Raw genomic sequence first — 18,797 nt, 5'->3', positions numbered from 1 at the left:
TCATTTTCAACTGGGCAGTACGGAAGGTTATTTTACAAATAATTCATTTATCGTTGATACTCCGCAAATATAGATTGAATATAGTAAGCAAGTGCCAAAAAATACAATCTCTTGGAGGGTTTTTGATTGAAAAAGATGTATGCCTTTATGTTGCCTCTGTTACTGACTTCGCTCTTGCTTGGAGCTTGTGGAACGAACAATACAACTGGTTCGGCTGGCAGCGAATCCGCTAGTCCAAGCTCAAGCCCATCCGCAGCTGCCTCAACTGAGCCAGCACCAACAACAAGCACAGACACAGGCTATGTGCCTACAACATTGACTGTCCAATTCGTCCCTTCACAAAATGCAGACACGCTTGAAGCAAAAGCAAAGCCGCTTGAGAAGCTTCTGGGAGACAAGCTTGGCATTCCGGTAAAGGTTAGCGTATCGACCGACTACAACACGATTATTGAAGCCATGGCATCCAAAAAGGTAGACGTAGGCTTCCTGCCTCCAACTGCTTATGTGCTGGCTAAAGAAAAAGGCGCAGCTGAAGTCATTTTGCAGGCACAGCGCTTTGGCGTAAATGATGAGACTGGCGCTCCTACCGATCAGCTCGTCGACTTCTACAAATCCTTGATTGTTGTAAAAAAAGACTCGCCGATTCAATCGGTTGAAGAGCTTAAAGGCAAAAAAATCGCCTACCAGAACGTAACGTCCTCCGCTGGTTTCGTATGGCCGGCTGCGCTCCTGATGGACAAGGGCCTGAACCCGCTTAGCGATGTACAGCCTGTAACGGTTAAAGGCCATGACCAAGGCGTTATCGCAGTGCTCAACGGCGATGTCGATGCTGCGGCAATTTTCCAGGATGCCCGCAATACCGTCATGAAGGATTATCCTACCGTGTTCGAAGATACGCGTGTGCTTTCGTTTACAGAAGCGATTCCTAACGATACGATTTCTGTCCGTTCCGACATTAACGCAGACTGGGCGGCTAAAATTACACAGGCTTTTATTGATATCGGCAAAGATACAGAAGGACACGCCATCATTAAAGAAATTTATTCCCATGAAGGCTATGTGAAATCCGATGACAGTAAGTTCGATATCGTTCGCCAATACAATGAAAAAGTAAAAACCGAGTAGTACGATTTTTCGTCCTGCACATTGCGGCACAGGACAGGACAAGCCAGTTCAGCGCAAGCGTGCGCTGTGCTGGCTTGTTGTATTACTGCCCGCTATGCTCGAACCAAACTTGAGTCGAACTTGAATCGAACTTGAATCGAAAGGAATGACGTCATGATTGAGCTTCGTCAAGTATCCAAAGTGTATCCCAATCAGACCAAGGGTCTGAACAATATTAATCTTACCTTCGAGCAAGGCGAGTTTGTTGCGGTTGTCGGATTATCCGGTGCAGGCAAATCTACGCTGCTGCGCTCGATTAATCGGCTGCATGACATTAGCGAGGGCGATATCCTCATTAACGGCAACTCGATTACGAGTGCCGAAGGCCATGGGCTGCGGATGATTCGCCGCGACATTGGCATGATTTTTCAAAGCTTTAATCTCGTCAAGCGTTCCACCGTGCTGCGCAATGTGCTGGCGGGACGCGTCGGCTACCACTCCACTCTCCGCACCATATTCGGCCGTTTCCCCAAGGAGGATGTGAATTTGGCGTTTGAAGCGCTGGAGCGGGTAAATATTTTGGAAAAGGCTTACTCCCGCGCCGACCAGCTTTCTGGCGGACAGCAGCAGCGTGTCGCAATTGCCCGCGTGCTAGCACAGGAAGCCAAAATCATTTTGGCGGACGAGCCTGTCGCTTCCCTAGATCCGCTGACTACGAAGCAAGTTATGGATGACTTGAAACGAATTAATCAGGAGCTGGGTATTACGACGATTGTTAATCTTCATTTTGTAGATTTAGCTAGGCAATATGCAACGCGAATTGTCGGTCTGCGTGCAGGCGAGGTCGTATTTGACGGTCCTGTAGCTGAAGCCACGGATGAGCGATTTGCCGAAATTTATGGCAGGCCGCTGCTTGAAGGCGAGCTGCTGGGAGAGGTATCGGCATGAAAAACCCGCTAGAGCCTGGCACGAGGCAGACTGTCCGTCCCCTGCCGCCAACACGCACGAAGCATGTGCTGACTGCGCTGCTTATTTTGCTGCTGCTTTGGGGCAGTGCCGTGCAGACAGAAGTGAGCTTTAAGGAGCTGATTGAGGGCTTTCCGAATATGCTCGATCTGCTGCGCGAAATGTTTCCTCCCCGCTGGACCTACTTTGATAATATTGTGGACGGTATGCTGGAGACGATTCGCATGGCACTAGTCGGCACAACGATTGGCGCTATTATTGCCATACCCGTGGCGCTGCTGTGCGCGGGCAATTTAATGCCGCATCGCTGGGTGTATTATCCGGCAAGGTTTCTGCTGAATTTGGTGCGGACGCTGCCCGATCTGCTGCTCGCTGCCCTGTTCGTCGCGGTTTTCGGACTGGGGCCTGTGCCGGGCATTCTCGCACTCGCTGTGTTTTCGGTCGGTTTAATCGCCAAGCTGACTTATGAAACGCTGGAAACGATAGACCAAGGACCGCTTGAGGCGATGACGGCTGTTGGCGCAAACGCTATTCAACGCATCGTATTTGGCGTAGTTCCGCAAATTTCGGCTGCCTTTATGTCGTATGTACTGTACACCTTTGAAATTAATGTACGGGCAGCAGCCATTCTCGGACTTGTTGGGGCTGGCGGCATCGGCTTGTTCTACGAAGCGACCCTTGGCTTTCTCGAATATGACAAAACCGCTGTCATTATTTTATTCACGCTGGCCATTGTTCTATTTATTGATTTTGCAAGCACGAAGCTGCGGGAGAAACTATTATGACGACGAAAAATGGGGATTATCTCATCCAAAAACCGCGGAAAAATCCGCTTCGGTGGCCGATTATTATTGCACTAGCGCTCGTTTACATTTGGGCGTTCTCTGGCGTTCCGTTTACCGGCTTTAAAGAAACGGCAGGCCAGATTATGAAGTCGATTATGGCGGGCATTTTTTCTCCCGATTGGGATTATGTATACTTGCCTGAAGGCGAGGACTTGCTGCGGGGGCTGCTGGATACGCTGGCTATTTCGATCCTCGGTACGGTGATCTCGGCTGTGCTGTGCATTCCGTTCGCCTTCTGGTCCGCTCGCAATATGAGCAAATATCGGCCGATTTCCGGCTCGGGCAAAATCATGCTCAGCTTTATTCGGACGTTTCCGGAAATTATTATGGCTATTTTGTTCATTAAAGCCGTTGGACCAGGCTCGTTCGCCGGCGTTCTTGCCCTTGGGCTGCATTCGATTGGCATGCTCGGTAAGCTGTTTGCGGACGATATCGAAAATATTGATTTCGGCCCTTCCGAGGCGCTGCTCGCTTCCGGGGCGACGCGCATGCAGCAGCTTTGGTTCGCTGTGCTGCCTCAGGTGCTGCCAGGCTTTCTGAACTATACGCTGTATCGCTTTGAAATCAACGTCCGCTCGGCTACGATACTGGGCGTTATTGGCGCTGGCGGTATCGGAACGCCGCTGATCTTTGCGCTGAGTACCCGCAGTTGGCCGCGGGTCGGCATTATTTTGCTCGGCATCGTTGTGATGATTACCGCTATTGATCTCATCTCCGGCTATGTGCGCAAGAAGCTGGTGTGAGGGGATATAGGCGGAGCGGGGAAATGGAAGGCAGCGAGCTACCTAATTGAAATGCACCTCTTGGGGCGGCTCATATCTGTGCCATCATTCCTATTGCAACCGCTATAGAGTCGCTGCGCGAACTGGTGTCCACTACTCAATGAAATCAGGTATAATAGGATGAATCCTGCAGGATTCAAGTGCGGATACTTTGTCGAAAAACGCCCTGAGCGAGGAGTAGTGGACTACGATGGCGACTATTTATGATTTTAATGTAACAAAAACGAATGGTGAGCGCTTTCCGCTGTACCAATATGAGGGCAGACCTGTGCTTATTGTGAATACGGCGAGTAAGTGTAAATATACACCACAATTTGACGATATGCAGAAGCTTTTCGATGAATACCGGGATCGTGGCTTACAGGTCATGGGCTTTCCATGCAATCAGTTTGCCGAGCAGGAGCCTGGCAGCAGCCAAGATGCAGAAGCTTTTTGCCAGATTAACTATGGCGTTAAATTCCCGATGTTCTCCAAGATTGATGTGAATGGGGAGGACGCCCATCCGTTGTACGATTATTTGCGCAAAGCCATTGCCTTTGAGGGCTTCGATGAAGATGACATCAATGCAAAGCTGCTTAAGCTGATGGTGGCCGACAAGGCTCCAGAGTGGCTGCATGGCAATGCGATCAAATGGAATTTTACTAAATTCCTGATTGATGCTGAAGGTCGTGTCGTCAAGCGCTTCGAGCCCGTGTCTTCCATGGAGAGCATGCGTGCAGGTATCGAAGAGGTGCTGTAGCCATTAGGGGAAGCGTACCTGTTCCTATCTGATATCTATTCTTTTAATCTTAAAGCTTCATTCTCGCATGACCTGCTCAATGCGGGCAGGCTGCTGCTCTTCGCGCTGAGTACACGAAGTTGGCCGCGAGTCGGTATTAGAAGCTGGTGTTAGGAGACATAGGCTGAGCGGGGAAATGGGAAGTAGCCATAGGCCTAACTTAAGAGATGATCCGTATACTATGTAGTAAAGTGCACCTCGTAGAATTTCATCGAATAAATTTCTGGTCTATTCGATGAAATTCTACGGGGTGCATTTTTATGCCATCACAAAAGGACAGAAGTTTAAACACTATCCGAAGTCATTGAAAGAAGAAGCTATCGGTCTGTATACCGAAGAAGGACGGATCGGATTGAGGTGTGGATGAGGAAATATCACAAAGGCAGTCACGAAGCGTTTGAGGAAAGGAGACCCTTATCACAAATAGGGAGAAATCTTGTTCTGGTTCCCCTTAGTTTCGGTCACTTAAAGGCTACTTCTATTTTCTAATTTACATAAATATTTGATATATTGGTATATATATGATATTTTAGTTTATAAAAAATTAGGAGGTTCTTATTTGTTTAAACTGGCTTTACGAACCATATTAATTGCTGTGTTATCACTCTCTGTCACTGCCTCAGCTTTTGCCACAGACATAGATACACCGCTGGTCCCAGCACCCACCCAAAATTTAGAGGATGTAGCAACGGTCATTGAAAATGTGGATGGTAGTTTAGAAATTATACCTTTTGACCCGGAATCTTACATTCAACAAGCAGGTCTTGAAAAACCTAGCCCAAATGCGCAATTGGTAAGCATTAAACGTGTTTCCGTAACCGGTGATAAGAACAACCCAGATAATAATATGCCTAGTGATACATCAAGCAAAGCTTTTGGTCTTGGACTCTTCGTAAAGAAGACCACGGTCAGCACTGGCACTTCCCCAAACCGTATCGCGAGAGGTAGAATATTATGCAGTATTGATGGCGGATGCTCTAATTTGAAAGTTGAAATTAATACAACTGACTCCATATATTCCGAGTTTAGCGCGGACGTTTCAGTCGGTAATGATATTGTAGGTGCCGGTGTAGGTTACACCATCGGTGCTGCAAAATCAGTGAGCATCAGCGGATCAGAGTACAGAGCAGTAGCAAAAGGTAAATTCTTAATTTTAGATGCTTACCCAAGAATTGAGATTACAGGATTCGAAGTTTGGGATAGAGGTCTGTTTTCGACTACAAAAGTTGGTTCAGGATCTTCGTGGAGATCGACTAGTAACGACATGGATTTCGTAGTATGGATTCAGTAGTCCTAATTCTAGAATAAACACCAGGCTAAACAGGTAAAAATGCCTATATCACATGATCATGTGATATAGGCATTTTTAGAAAAGATTTCACCAACTCTACTAATAGCTGTTACCAACCGTACAAAACTTGTCTATTCTCATTTACAACTAAAATTCAATGTATGGTTACTAGGTATGTAGCTGCTGGCTTTGACTTGTAATAAAAGATATACTTAAAAAGTAAATAGATCACACTTTTGTTTGATAATACCACAATTAAAGAACAGGAGGATAACAGTGAATAAAAGGAAAACCGCCGTCACCTTAATGTCCATCTCAGCATTCCTATATGGGACGCGCTATATTAGCGCTGCAATATTTGGATCCAATATAGCTTCTTGGAACGAGGAGCTCTTTCACAATATGCTCAGCTATATTGGTCCTGAGCCTTTAAGGTGGAGTAAATATGCACTAATCTTAGGTATTATTTATTTGGTTTGGGCTGAGGTTGAAGAGCAGTTAGGAAAGAAACGAACAAAAATACAACACAAGGACTAGAAGACTAATCTGGTACCCATACACTGGACACTTTAAAAAAAGTGTTTAGTGCATGGGTACCTTTTTGTATACGGAAAACAACAGTGGAGACGAGCGAAATGAGCAAAAAGCTTTTCAATCAAACCAAACGTGAACGACTTGCGTCAAATCCGTATGTTTTGCGAGTGAGTGAAAAATCGATTACCTATGCCGATGAATTTAAACGTCTGTTCATTGATCAATATTTGTCTGTTCAGTCCCCCAGAGAGATATTCGAGGCGAACGGATTCGATGTGGAGATGCTCGGAATGAAACGAGTCGAGCAAGGTGCGGATCGATGGAAGAAAGCCTATGAGAAAGATGGAATTACGGGACTGGCGGACTCGCGTAAAGTAGCTGCTCTACGTCCTTCAAAACGCTCCTTATCCCTAGGGGAAGATGATTGCCAAGCAAGAAGCGAAGATTAAACTCCTGGAGGCTGGTGCTTTAATCAAAAAGGCACTTCATCGTAGAGGCTTCAAGAAGGGTATTCCAGGTCTCGTCTTGCTAACCGATATTACGTACCTGCCGTATGGCTACTCCCAGATGGCTTATTTGTCAACCATTCTGGATGCCTCCACAGGTGAACTCTTAGCTCATAACTTATCCACTACCCTCCACCTCCCTCTTGCAACGGACACAATCGAATTGTTGATACGACAGAGACGCTTAAAATTACATCCAGATGCCTTTCTTCATTCTGATCAGGGCAGCCATCTGCTTGAGTGAAATGCACCTCTTGGAGTAGACATTGGGAAACCCCGATGGGTTACCGATGATGCTTTAAGAGGTGTTGTCAAATGAACGGCTCTAAATTCCATTAAAAACAAAACGCCATTTTAGTTGAAGATTATCTCCGGTGAACCGTATCATAATTGATGGTAACGGAGAAAACAGTGTAAAAAAATAAAGATTGTTAAGCGGCCTTCGTCCTAAATACATTGGGACTGAGGCCGTTTGGTTTTGTATGTAATCATTCACAAAAGCGGATCACTCATCTATTCTCGTAGGCAAACGTTTTTTCTTAGTAGAGTCTACCATGTACACCCAGCCAATCAGTCCACATAAAACAAAACCAAACGCATGCAGAGCTCCGTAAATGGGAATGAAATCGAGTATGGTTAAGGAAAACATGTTTTTCAGCAACGGATAGAAAATGGAAAGGACGACAACCGTGTAAAAGGCTAGGCAAGAAAGGCGTAGAAAAAAGGCTGCCTTATTGTGTAAAGAGTTTCTCCTCAAGTAAGCAAGGAGATAAGTGGTGTAAACCACAATATTACAGGCGAACAAAGTGACACCAATGTACTCCATTGGCTTGGAGAAAATCATGCCAATAGCGATCAATAGGGGTCCGATGATATCGATGGCAACGACCCAGGGATACCAGCTTTTCTTCGTCATGATCCGTCCCAGAGCACCAATAAAAATCGGAACGATAGCAGATGAAAAATGAAAGTGGACGGAGCTTAACGCGTGCGTTGCAGGATTAGCTTGGAAGAGGTTAAATTGATATTGATATAGGGTAAACCAAATGCCCCCGATAAAAAAATAGACAAGCCCCGCGCCAATCGCTATTTCCGCTGTTTTCCCCTTATGAATCACAATAGTGGTCAAGCCATAGATGCCAAGCAGCAGTGTGAACAGCAGCCATCCAAGGGAGAGAATCCCTGGTATTGCTGTGCTTCCTAACCCCCACATCTTATTGCTCATTACGGAGGCTAGGGTAAGTAACGCCGCGGGAAATTGAAGCCATTTAATAGCAGCATAAATCATTCGTTGATGTTTATTCTTTTCGTCATAGTTCAAAAGTAAAATCACAAGAGGTACAATGACGAAAGCCGCAAACAGTAGAAATTTTTCAACAAGTTCGAATTGGAAGTAATCAAGATAAAATATAAGAATGGTAATGATTCCACCGGGAATCGCTCGTACTAATAATGATTTCATCATTTGCTTCAGGGAACTATTCATGGTGGTTCCTTTCTAATCTATGTTTGGCGTAATGCCTGCCTACATCCCGTTGTGTAGCATTCTATAGTATAGATAGGCAATTCTCTTAGTTAGTAGTTTAACACATTTATTTGTCGATATATTGCCTATGCCGAGACGCAACCTTTATCAGGAATAGTTCTCCAGCATTTGATATAAATAATTTCGAAAGTCTTCAACATAGGTTTTGGGTTCTACAACTTTTAGCTGCGTACCGAAGCTTGCTATAAATTGAAATCCCATATGATTTTGAGGGACATAAATGGTTGCTAATAAAAATCCAGAACTATGGTCTTCAATACTTCTTCGACCATACCTTTCGATGATTTGATCTTTTATGCTAGGCGATATCCATGCCTTAATCGTTACGAATTGCGGTAGATAACTTGCTTCGTGTCCTTGCTCTGACCAATCGTCTCTAGGATGAAACACGCGTTCATCCATCGTAATATGATCGATCCGGAATAACTTGAATGTTCGATATCCCTGTCGATGTAAACAGAATCCTTTCAAGTACCAACTCGATTCGCTAAAATGCAGCTCATAGGGCTCGACCATTCTATTCGTTACAGCCCCATCTTTATCTGTATAATCAAACGAAACCAGCCTTTTCTTTAAAATGGAATCTTGACATGTCTTTAACGTTTCAAGAATCTCGGACCGACCTTTCCAATTATAAAACGACAGTTGAATGGAACGATTCAGAGACAATGGACTAACCATTGCCTCTATTTTTTTTATCGTTCTTTCAACTTCTTCAGTAAGGAGGATTTGTTCCAATCCGCCGAGCGCAGTTAATATATTCTGTAAATCGGAGCTGCTTAAAAGGCGTTTATCAACCTTGTATTCACCCATAATGCCGTAGCCGCCTTTGACCCCATTGACAGAGTAGATCGGGATGTTCGATAAGCTCAATGTTTCCATATCACGAAGGATCGTTCTTTTGGAAACATTGAATAGTTGTGTGAATTCCCTTGTAGAAACAACCTCTTTTTTCAGCAATATCATGATAATTGAAATGAGTCTCTCCACTTTGTCCATAATTGCCCTCTTTTTTTCTACATGATTTCAGAACGGTGACACTAACGTGTCACCGTTTGTCCATTATACTACATGTATCACAAGAAGGAGGAATTGCAATGTTTAATCCAACCGATTTTCCCAAGCCCACTCTTATTTCAGTCAACGGTGTGGAACTCGAAGTCTTTGAAGCAGGCCGACAAAATGCCGGACAACCCATTGTCCTCTGTCACGGCTGGCCAGAGCATGCCTTTTCTTGGCGCCATCAGATGGCCGCCCTTGCCGCAGCGGGCTACCATGTCATCGTCCCAAACCAGCGGGGTTACGGCAATTCATCCCGTCCGACAGAAGTAACAGACTATGACATTGAACACTTGTCGGGTGATCTCATCGCACTTCTCGATCACTACGGATACGAAGATGCCACCTTTGTCGGTCATGATTGGGGTGCAATGGTCGTTTGGGGACTGACCTTGTTGCATCCAAACCGCGTGAACAAGGTGATAAATCTGAGCTTGCCCTACCAGGAACGCGGAGAAAAACCCTGGATCGAGTTCTTGGAGGAAATACTCGGCGGCGACTACTATTTTGTCCACTTCAATCGACAACCAGGTGTCGCGGACGCCGTATTGGATAAGAATACGTTTCGGTTTCTTCGCAACCTGTACCGCAAGAACGAGCCTCTCAGAGCACCTGAGCCAGGCATGGTGATGATCAATCTTGCCAACGCAGAAACACCACTGAGTGAGCCCTTGATGAGCGACAGCGAACTGGCTGTTTTCGTCTCCGCCTTTGAAACATCAGGGTTCACGGGCAGCATAAATTGGTACAGGAACCTTGACCGCAACTGGCGCTTATTGGCGGAGGTGAACCCAATCATCCAACAGCCGACCCTCATGATCTATGGTGACCGGGATGCGGTTTCGAAGTCTGAAATATTAACAAATTTCGTACCCAATGTGGAAGTGGTCAATCTGGATTGCGGTCATTGGATCCAGCAAGAAAAGCCGGAAGAAACAAACCAAGTGATTTTGAGATGGCTGGAACAGCAGGATGCCACCTAGTCCCAAGAGCGTTTCAAGGTTGAGCCTGCCCTCCGGCTTGACCAGAGGGTGGAACAACACAATTAGCCAGAATAGCTTGATGTAAATGAAGAAAACAACACTAAGTGTGAAATGCACTTGTGTTGTTTTCTTGTTTTAATATCATCCTAACTTCTATTTCATACATGCTGTTGTTAGATTGAGTTTATGTGCAGCAAAATTCTTCCGCGTCCATGTCTTGCTTCGCTTTTCTCCAGTGCTTTATTCGCTTGATTTAGCGGGAAAATGGAATCGATTGCTGCTTTAATCGTACCGGCCGCAATTAATTCGGTTAAGTTCTGCAGATTCGCGTGTGTTGGGAATTTGGTGTTAAATTTAGCTGCAACGCCATGCTTTTGAGCGTTCTCTTGCGATGGGGCCTGAGTCAAAGAGACGAGAATCCCCCCCTTCTTCAGAAGGGCCCATGATCGGTTTTCGGTCTCTCCTCCAATGGAATCGACGACCAGATCCACTTCTTGGACGACGTCTTCGAAAGCCGTCATCGTATAATCGATGACCTGATCCGCCCCTAAAGACTTGACGAAGTCCACGTTAGAGGTTGAAGCCGTAGCGATCACGGTCGCTCCCTTCCATTTGGCCAACTGAACGGCAAACTGTCCAACGCCGCCTGCTGCTGCATGAATAAGAACGGTTTGGCCAGACTGGAGTTCACCTTCAGTGAACAACGCTTTCCAAGCTGTTTCCGCTCCTGCTTTAATCGTTGCTGCATCTTCAAAGGTGAGTATATCGGGCATCTTGACCAGCTCCTGGGCTTTTGCAATGCCATATTCTGAGTAGGCTCCTCTAATACTGCCAAAAATACGATCACCGGGCTTATAATCCGTTACACCTTGCCCTACCTCTTCGACTACTCCGGAAGCGTAAAATCCAGGAATGTAGGGGAAGGTTACAGGAAAAACCTCTTGGAGCCAACCATTACGGATTTTATAGTCTAGCGGAATAATCGTAGCATATACGTTGCGAACGAGCACTTCATCCGTTTGCGGTTGGGGGCGTTCAACCGTTTCTACCTTCAAAACATTTGGACCACCATATTCATTGACCAGAATGGCTTGCATTGACTTATTTGACATGCTTATCTCTCCCTTATCACTCATTATTTATTAAAATTTACAGTTAAGCTTCTAAAGATGCGGCTGCCCTGCATTTCTATAATGTGAACGAGCCTTGCTGAATATAGAGAAGCTTGCGGGAAAATAAGTTACCGAACTGATTGCTTTTTCAATTACGTGGTCGTCAACATATTCGATTAAAAACAAGATAACACTTAAATATGTTGCCGTCAACATAAATAAAAAAGCTGCCATATAGGCAGCCCGGTGATAATATACTGGTGGCTTCGATAAGGGCAAGCGCACCCACACCATCGTCTAATAGCCACAGGTCATTCTGCTAAACGTTCTTATTCGAACAAGCTTTCAATCAACTCCCATGTCTTCGATTGTGTAGATACATTAAAATCCGCCGCCGCCAATAACGTCAGTACGAACAAAAATCCACCAATAACAAGCAGACTTAGCTTCTGCCACCGCTTGTACATTGCCATAAATCTCGGATAACTCAGGGAAAAGACCTTCCTATGAAAAATGAAGCACTCCTGCCGTTTTAATCTCCGTCATACTTAAAAAGCCCACTTTCTGGTCTGGCTATCCTATCGTATGCCTTGTTCAATGCCAATAGCCTGCCTCAGGCGCGGATTAATCCGCCCAAGGCAGGCTGCTGCTGCTCTTCCTATTTGGTTACGTTAACCTCCATCTGGCTGCTTTCCGTGATGCCGCTATCGTTGGATAGCTCGACGCGGTAAGCATAGGTGCCTACAGCGCGGTCCGTTATTGTCGTGGATGCGCTTTGCGCGCCAGGCGTATTCGCCGCCAGTGTCTGCGTATCCAGCAGCGTACCATTTTCATACAAACGGTATTCCGTGGCGTTCGTTCCCCACCACATGTTCATTGATACCTTGTAGCTGCCGTCCCCATCCCAGTTGTCATTGGACAGCACCGGCTGGCCTGGATAAGCGTCCTTAACCGTTACAGTATGAGGGGTGCAGCTTGTCGTACCGAAGGAATTGATTAGCTCGCAGGTGTACGTATACGTACCGTTTGCTTTGCCTGTTATGTCGAATGAAGAGGACTGTGCAGACGGCGAGTTGTCGCTCAATATTTTCGTCTCAATTAGCTCGCCGTTCTCGTACAGCTTATATGCCGTTCCATTTTGCCCATACCACAGGTTCATCGTCACTTTATAGCTGCCATCCAGCAGACCACTGTCATGCCCGTTATTGTCGGAAAGCACAGGCGTACCCGGGATGCCGGTCGCCTTCTCTGCTCCCGTCACGGTTATGACCACGGTTTGTGTGGCTTGCAGCCCTGCCTCATTGACCGCTGTTGCTGTAAAGGTATGCGTCCCGGCAAGTCCAGCCATTGACAGCACCTCGCCGTTTGCAACTGGATTGCCGTCAAAAGAAAGCGCCATGCTCCGAACACCCGATTCCGGGTCCTCTGCTGTTACCGCCACCGTCCAACTGTCCGACTCGGTCATCTGCTGCGGCGGCAAGCCTGCCATAACAGGCGGAGTTGTATCCTCCTCCTCCTGCGGCGCACCCACATACTGAATGCGCGGCATTGGCGGCTCCTCCATGCCTGCTCCCAAATAGAAGCTAGTGTGCGGCGGCTGGTTATAGGCTACATTCTGCCAAGCAATACCGAGTCGGTATACCGGATCATGCATTAGCGTTCTAATGCGGTGCTCCGTTACATCGGTCGTCGTATAAATGCGCAGCTCTGAGCTGTCCGTAGAACGCCACATCACTTCCTCGCGCCAATCGCCGAACAGATCGGCCTGCAAGCTCGGATTGGCCTTCGTCGAGTTGTTTGAGGAAGCGCCCGTCGCCGTAAGCAGGTTGACCGTTGTTTCATTCGTGTAATCCCACTTGTCGATCCGATTGTCATCCTGCAGCTCGCGCAGCAAATCGCCATCCCACCATACGCCGAAGTTGGTCGAGGAAGGGATTTTGGTCGTAATCAGCTCACCGCGTGCATTGTATAGTCCCGTAATCGGAATATGCTGTGCATTCGTAATTGTAGCAGACCACATTTCCTCCCCAATATGGTTTGGATCAATATCCGCTGACAGTCCACGTCCGGTATCTATGCCGGTGAAGACGCCCCAAAGGATTTCTCCCGTCGCTGCATCACGCATCTCCATACCGTATTTGGAATCCGTATGCTCGTGTACACCAAACACTTCAAGCCCCGGACGCGTAGGGTCCAGATCGCCAAAATGCAAAGCATCGCCATGACCAAGCCCTGTGTTGTAAAGCGGCTTGCCGTCATCGTCAATTGCCATTGCGCCAAACGTAATTTCATCCTTGCCATCGTTGTCCACGTCGCCAATTGACAAGTTGTGGTTGCCCTGACCGGCAAACGATCCATAACCCTCTGTATTCGAATCAAATTTCCATTGCTGCGTCAGCTTTCCGTCACGGAAATTATAGGCAGCCAGAACGGTTCTTGTATAATAACCACGGCTGAAAATAACGCTCGGATGCTCACCGTCCAAATAAGCGACGCCCGCAAGGAAACGGTCTACCCGATTTCCGTATGCATCGCCCCAGGCGCTGACATCGCCGCGCGGCGGATCATAGGCAACGGTATCCAGCGCGCCGCCGTTCAACCCATTGAATACGGTCAAAAATTCTTGCCCCAGCAGCACGTAGCCGCTGCTATTGCGGTGGTCGGCACTAGCATCCCCAATAACACGACCGAGGCCGTCAATCGTTCCATCCGCTGTTTTCATCGTTACCTCAGCGCGTCCATCTCCGTCGAGATCATAAACCATAAACTGCGTATAATGTGCGCCGGAGCGGATGTTCGGCCCCATATTGATGCGCCACAGCCGTGTGCCGTCCATTTTGTAGGCATCCAAGTAGACGATGCCTGTGTAACCCGCCTGGGAGTTATCCTTGCTGTTGGACGGTGTCCACATCAATACAATTTCCAGCTCGCCGTCACCGTCAAGATCGCCGGCACTGGCATCACCCGCATTGTACGTATATGGCTGTCCGTCCTTCGTATAATCATCGGCAGGCTTTTGCAGCGGAATGGACAAATAAGATTGCGTCCAAACACCGAAATCTGCGGTCGCCTGCTTTTCTGCGCCATTCAGCAGAGTCGTTACCCGATAGACGGAGTTGTCCGTTCCCGCTGGGTCAAGCAGATTCGTACTGCCTGTAATTGGCTCGGCATTTACCTGCACCCCGTCCCGATATACATTGAATGCGATCGACGAAGGATCAAGGCCCAGCATTCGCCAGCCGATGTAATTGCCCTCGCCTTGCTTCACTGCGACCGGAGCACGATCCAAGTTTTCCATATCGCGGTACAATACGGTCACCGCAGGCGTCTCCAGACTCTGAGACAGCTCGGAAATACCGCCCGCATTCACAGATGCAACCTTGTAGTAGTAAGGAATCGTCGTCAGCACCGTGGTGTCGGTATAGACAGCTTCCGCCGATTTTCCAATCAGCGTATAGTCGCCATCCGCTTTCACTGCGCGATAAACATAGAACACTTTTGCATTACCAACGGCATCCCAGTTAAAAGTCAGATCGTTTTTGTTCGTTTCCACAAGCGTCAAGCCTGTCGGAATGGCCGCCTTCGGCACATTCGGATCAACCATCGACACGGCAAGCGCATTGGAGCCTACAGACTCAAATCCAGTGTCTTCAACCGCTGTCACCGTATACATATAATCCAGACCGACATCGGCTGTGGTATCAGCAAAGCTAAGTGCAGAGGTCTCTGTCAAAAGCTCGGCGCTTGCAGCTACAGCAGCCTGTCGGTATACACGGTACGCCGCGGCACCGTCCACTGCATTCCATGCAAGAGTTGCCGTTACAGGCTCGTTCTCCAGCTCAAGGTCCGTTAAGACAAGGCTTGTCGGCGCCAGCAGCAGCGGCGTAATTTCCAAGCCATTCAAATGGGCCGTTTGGCCGCTGAATACGAGGTTCATTTGGCCGTCTTTCACTGCAATTTGATTGAATACCCGCTCTGCAATAGAAGCTCGCCCGGAAGTAATCGTGCCGTAGTCCGCACCTTCGATATTCACATTGGTGCGTGTGGAGCCAATCCAGTCTCCCGTATACGTTTTTACCGAATAGGAACCGTTCGGCAAATCGACCTTAAACTCATAGCTGGCATTGAAATAAGCAACGAAATCGCGCCGCAGGTCATCGGTGCCCGTACCTCTGTCGCGGTCGATCATGCCTGTGCTGTTCGTCAGCCCATAGCCGAGCTCGGGCGTATACAGCACATCGCGCGTAATTTCAGTATAGCCTGCTGCAACCGGTGCTCCTACCGGCCCAAAATCGAAACGGTATTGTGCCGATTTAGTCGTTATGGACACTTCACTGGAAGGCAGCGATTCGCCGCGGCCATTAACTGCCGTTACCCGCACCGTATAAGATTGGCCCTCCAGCATTCCGCCAATTGTTAGAGTTGGCACCGTTGCTGTGCCAATCATCGCGTAGGCCGATTCCGGCTCGGAAGCCAGCTTGCGGTAGATTTTATAAATATCGGTGTTGTCCGAAGCGCTCCACTTCAGCACCGCACCGGCATTGCTGACGCTGCCCGCAGCCAAATTAGCTGGTGCGTCAGGCACAGCATCAGGCTGCTCAATTTCGCGGACAAAGTCTGCCAGCGGTACCGGAAGCTGTTCAATGCCGCCAGCCAGCAGGCGAGCGATTTGAATCGCCCCATATTCCTGGAAATGTGTATTGTCCGTAGAACCATTCGGGAAAGCGCCATAAATGCCTGGCTCCGCATGGAGGAACACGGACAAGGAAGCTTGCGGCCCAATCGAGTTGTAATAGGCAATGCTGAGCGCACTCAGATCGACCAGCTCTACATTCAGCTCTGTCGCCACATCCTTCATGGCCTGTACATATTCCGGGAAGCTTACATTAAAAATACCTGTTTCCGCATTGAAATCGCGGCGACCCATCGGTGTTACGAGAATCGGCGTCGCACCGCGCTGTCTCGCGCCGTTAATGTAGGTTTTCAAATAGTTTTTGTAGTCAGCGGGCGAAGCATAGCGCTCGGGGATGCTGATAGTCGCATCATTATGCCCGAATTGTACCAAGAAATAGTCACCCGGACGAATCGTCCGCAGCACTTCATCAAGACGGCCCTCAACAATAAAGGATTTGGAGCTGCGTCCGCCAATGGCATGATTTTTGAAAATAACATCATTGCTGAAGAAGCGCGGCAGCATTTGACCCCAACCAGCCTGTGGTTCCCAGTAGGGATCATAGGTTTGAACGGTAGAATCCCCCGCAAGATATACTGCCGGCCACTCTCCGGCCTTACGCTCCTGCTGCTTCTTGATGACAAGAGCATTCAGCTTGGGCGCGGATCCGGTAAATGCAAGATTGAGCTGCCCATCCACAAGCGCCAGTTGGAAGTCCATCTCTAAATATTGGCCAGTTGCTTTGCTGGTCAACTGTACCTTCTGCATGGTCTCGGCCTTGATCGCGATTTCGGATGCTTCGGCCGCATCGCCTGCAATGAGCGAAACGGTGTAATCGCCATTAGGAAGATCAACGTTAAAGGTTCCACTTGCAGGCATGACAAAATCTGAACGCAGCGGATCAGCTGTTCCACGTTTGCCTGAACCGATATTCGAAATGTCGGTAAAGCCGTATTTCAGCATAGATGTATAGGCAGTCTCGGCGGTTACACGGACATAGCCATCAGCGAGCTCGCCCGAACCGAAATCGAAGCGAATGGTATCGCCTTCCGGCAGCGTAGTAGGCGGCAAATAGGCAGCGCTCTCTGCAACAGCAGAGGCCTCCGACTCCCCGCGCACGTTAAAAGCTTTCACTGCGTAAAATTGCGGTACAGACGTGTCCACGCCTGCATCTGTATAGGCAAGCACCGCCGATTGGCCAATTTCTACAAAGGGACCTGCTGCCGTATCAGCACGCAGCACCTTGTAGCCTTCCGCTCCCTCGACAACCGTCCAGCCCAGCACGACTGCCGATGATTGTACGGCGCTGATGCTGAGATGGCTCGGTGCGGCTGGTACCGCAAGCGCTGGTATTGTAACCGCAGCGGTAGGGGCACTTAAGGCCGACTCCAGCCCGGCAGCATTGACGGAGGCAACGAAGTAGCTATAGCTGCTCCCTTCGACAACCGTTGTATCCACATAGGAGGTCGCTGCCGTTTCGCCTGCGAGGACGGGAGCGGCTGTGCCCTCTGTGCGATAGAGCTTATATTTAACCGCATCTGCGGCCTGGCTCCACGCAAGCGTCACATCCTGCGGTGTCACACGGCTCACCGCAAGCCCGCTCGGCGCCTCGGGCGCAGCAGCTACTACCTGCTCAATGACGATGCCGTTCAAATAAGCGTAGCCTGTAGTTGCCGAAATATCGACAGTAAGCTGCCCGTCATTTACCGTTGTCCGGTACGTGCCATGAACGACCGCCTGACGCGTAGACAGCGTGCCAGCGGCGACTCCTTCCAAGGCAATATTCGTTTTAGTCGTGCTTGTCCCGGTCAGCAAATCGCCCGAATAAACCGTGACATCATATTCGCCATTAGGCAAATCCGCATAAAACGAAAAGGAGGTGCCGAGGACAAAATCATTCGTCAGCTCATCGCCGCCAGAGCGGTTACGGGATGCCAGCGCGATGCTCAGCCCATAGCCAGCCTCAGCCGTATAAAGCTGCGATTCGCTTACGCCGATAAAGCCTTCCTTAACAGGACTTGAAGCTGTGCCAAAGTCGAACTTCTTCACCAGCTGCTCCGCTTCGTTTGCGTATGCCGTCTGAACGCCAAGCGGCAGACCCTGCAAAACAGTGGTCCACAAAACCGCTGCGGCAAGCAGCAGAAATATCAGCCTTTTTTTACTACTTAACATATAAAAAAATCCCCCCATTTTCGCCAATGATTTGCTTGTCCGTTTCGCAACAAGATTCGACTTTCGGTTAAACTGCGTATCCATTTTTAACCTCATTTTAAGTAAGCGTTTACAAAATACCGCATCCTGCTGTACGATCCCAAGCTGTCTGTTCGTTATGAGGCCTTCATCCCTCCTTGCTTCTAGGTTTAATGGCTATTGCGCATTTACTGAATGCGCTTTCAACTTGATACTAACGTTCTTTTTTGTGAAATAATAGCAAAAAAACCGTCTTTTTTGATTAAAAATCCGGTTTTCATTGCAAAGCTGTCGCCAAAGCAGCAACCCCTGAAAATAAAACGCAGCTAGTCCCCCTTTTCTCTCGACATGCTCCAAAATAATACCTTGACCTTGCAGTATACTTCAACCTTTATACTCTGTTTATACAAGATTTCCGGCCTGCTGGAC

Annotated in this window: 15 protein-coding genes; 10 read left to right on the top strand and 5 right to left on the bottom strand. The window is 48.2% G+C overall.

Features of this window, described 5'->3' with window-relative positions:
* Positions 1-126 precede the first annotated feature (126 nt).
* From MHB80_RS00800 to MHB80_RS00760, 9 genes are all read left to right on the top strand, one after another.
* On the top strand, positions 127-1,125 hold the full coding sequence (locus tag MHB80_RS00800; protein ID WP_341280402.1) for a phosphate/phosphite/phosphonate ABC transporter substrate-binding protein: 999 nt from the start codon (positions 127-129) through the stop codon (positions 1,123-1,125).
* 153 nt (positions 1,126-1,278) lie between these two features.
* Complete coding sequence (gene phnC / locus MHB80_RS00795; protein ID WP_341280401.1) at positions 1,279-2,052, top strand: phosphonate ABC transporter ATP-binding protein; 774 nt, start codon at positions 1,279-1,281, stop codon at positions 2,050-2,052.
* The gene (phnE, locus tag MHB80_RS00790; protein ID WP_341280400.1) at positions 2,049-2,855 is read left to right on the top strand and encodes a phosphonate ABC transporter, permease protein PhnE; all 807 of its coding nucleotides are present in this window, start codon (positions 2,049-2,051) and stop codon (positions 2,853-2,855) included. The genes phnC and phnE (MHB80_RS00790) overlap by 4 nt, the downstream gene beginning before the upstream one ends.
* On the top strand, positions 2,852-3,658 hold the full coding sequence (gene phnE, locus MHB80_RS00785) for a phosphonate ABC transporter, permease protein PhnE (protein ID WP_341280399.1): 807 nt from the start codon (positions 2,852-2,854) through the stop codon (positions 3,656-3,658). The genes phnE (MHB80_RS00790) and phnE (MHB80_RS00785) overlap by 4 nt, the downstream gene beginning before the upstream one ends.
* 229 nt (positions 3,659-3,887) lie before the next feature.
* Positions 3,888-4,436 carry a glutathione peroxidase gene (locus MHB80_RS00780; RefSeq protein WP_341280398.1) on the top strand — a complete coding sequence of 183 codons (549 nt, stop codon included), beginning with the start codon at positions 3,888-3,890 and terminating at the stop codon, positions 4,434-4,436.
* 598 nt (positions 4,437-5,034) lie between these two features.
* A complete protein-coding gene (locus MHB80_RS00775) occupies positions 5,035-5,766 on the top strand; it encodes a hypothetical protein (protein ID WP_341280397.1) in 732 nt (243 codons plus the stop codon).
* A 276-nt stretch (positions 5,767-6,042) separates the two neighbouring features.
* Positions 6,043-6,303, top strand: a complete 261-nt coding sequence (locus MHB80_RS00770; RefSeq protein ID WP_341280396.1) for a hypothetical protein — start codon at positions 6,043-6,045, stop codon at positions 6,301-6,303.
* A gap of 98 nt (positions 6,304-6,401) precedes the next feature.
* Positions 6,402-6,749 (top strand): HTH domain-containing protein, encoded by a 348-nt coding sequence (locus MHB80_RS00765; protein ID WP_341280395.1) that lies wholly within the window; start codon positions 6,402-6,404, stop codon positions 6,747-6,749.
* A complete protein-coding gene (locus tag MHB80_RS00760; protein WP_341283122.1) occupies positions 6,721-7,050 on the top strand; it encodes a hypothetical protein in 330 nt (109 codons plus the stop codon). Before MHB80_RS00765 ends, MHB80_RS00760 begins: the two co-directional genes overlap by 29 nt.
* Before the next feature lie 261 nt (positions 7,051-7,311).
* Here MHB80_RS00760 and MHB80_RS00755 read toward each other — a convergent pair whose 3' ends face one another.
* Together MHB80_RS00755 and MHB80_RS00750 are read right to left on the bottom strand one after the other, a co-directional pair.
* A complete protein-coding gene (locus tag MHB80_RS00755; RefSeq protein WP_341280394.1) occupies positions 7,312-8,292 on the bottom strand; it encodes a YndJ family transporter in 981 nt (326 codons plus the stop codon).
* Positions 8,293-8,439: 147 nt separating this feature from the next.
* Complete coding sequence (locus MHB80_RS00750) at positions 8,440-9,351, bottom strand: YafY family protein (protein ID WP_341280393.1); 912 nt, start codon at positions 9,349-9,351, stop codon at positions 8,440-8,442.
* Between the two features lie 98 nt (positions 9,352-9,449).
* Between MHB80_RS00750 and MHB80_RS00745 the strand changes: the two genes are divergently transcribed.
* Positions 9,450-10,394, top strand: coding sequence for an alpha/beta hydrolase (locus MHB80_RS00745; RefSeq protein ID WP_341280392.1), 945 nt, complete (start codon positions 9,450-9,452; stop codon positions 10,392-10,394).
* Positions 10,395-10,567: 173 nt separating this feature from the next.
* Here the strand turns inward: MHB80_RS00745 and MHB80_RS00740 are convergent, their stop codons facing one another.
* The 3 genes from MHB80_RS00740 to MHB80_RS00730 form a co-directional block, all read right to left on the bottom strand.
* Positions 10,568-11,506, bottom strand: coding sequence for an NADP-dependent oxidoreductase (locus MHB80_RS00740; RefSeq protein WP_341280391.1), 939 nt, complete (start codon positions 11,504-11,506; stop codon positions 10,568-10,570).
* 329 nt (positions 11,507-11,835) lie between these two features.
* Positions 11,836-11,973 (bottom strand): hypothetical protein, encoded by a 138-nt coding sequence (locus MHB80_RS00735; RefSeq protein WP_341280390.1) that lies wholly within the window; start codon positions 11,971-11,973, stop codon positions 11,836-11,838.
* Positions 11,974-12,164: 191 nt separating this feature from the next.
* Positions 12,165-18,350, bottom strand: coding sequence for an SGNH/GDSL hydrolase family protein (locus tag MHB80_RS00730; protein WP_341280389.1), 6,186 nt, complete (start codon positions 18,348-18,350; stop codon positions 12,165-12,167).
* Between the last annotated feature and the right edge of the window lie 447 nt (positions 18,351-18,797).

Origin of the sequence: Paenibacillus sp. FSL H8-0537 (assembly GCF_038051995.1) — a bacterium.
GTDB lineage: Bacteria > Bacillota > Bacilli > Paenibacillales > Paenibacillaceae > Pristimantibacillus.
This window is presented reverse-complemented; position numbering and strand designations above follow the sequence as displayed.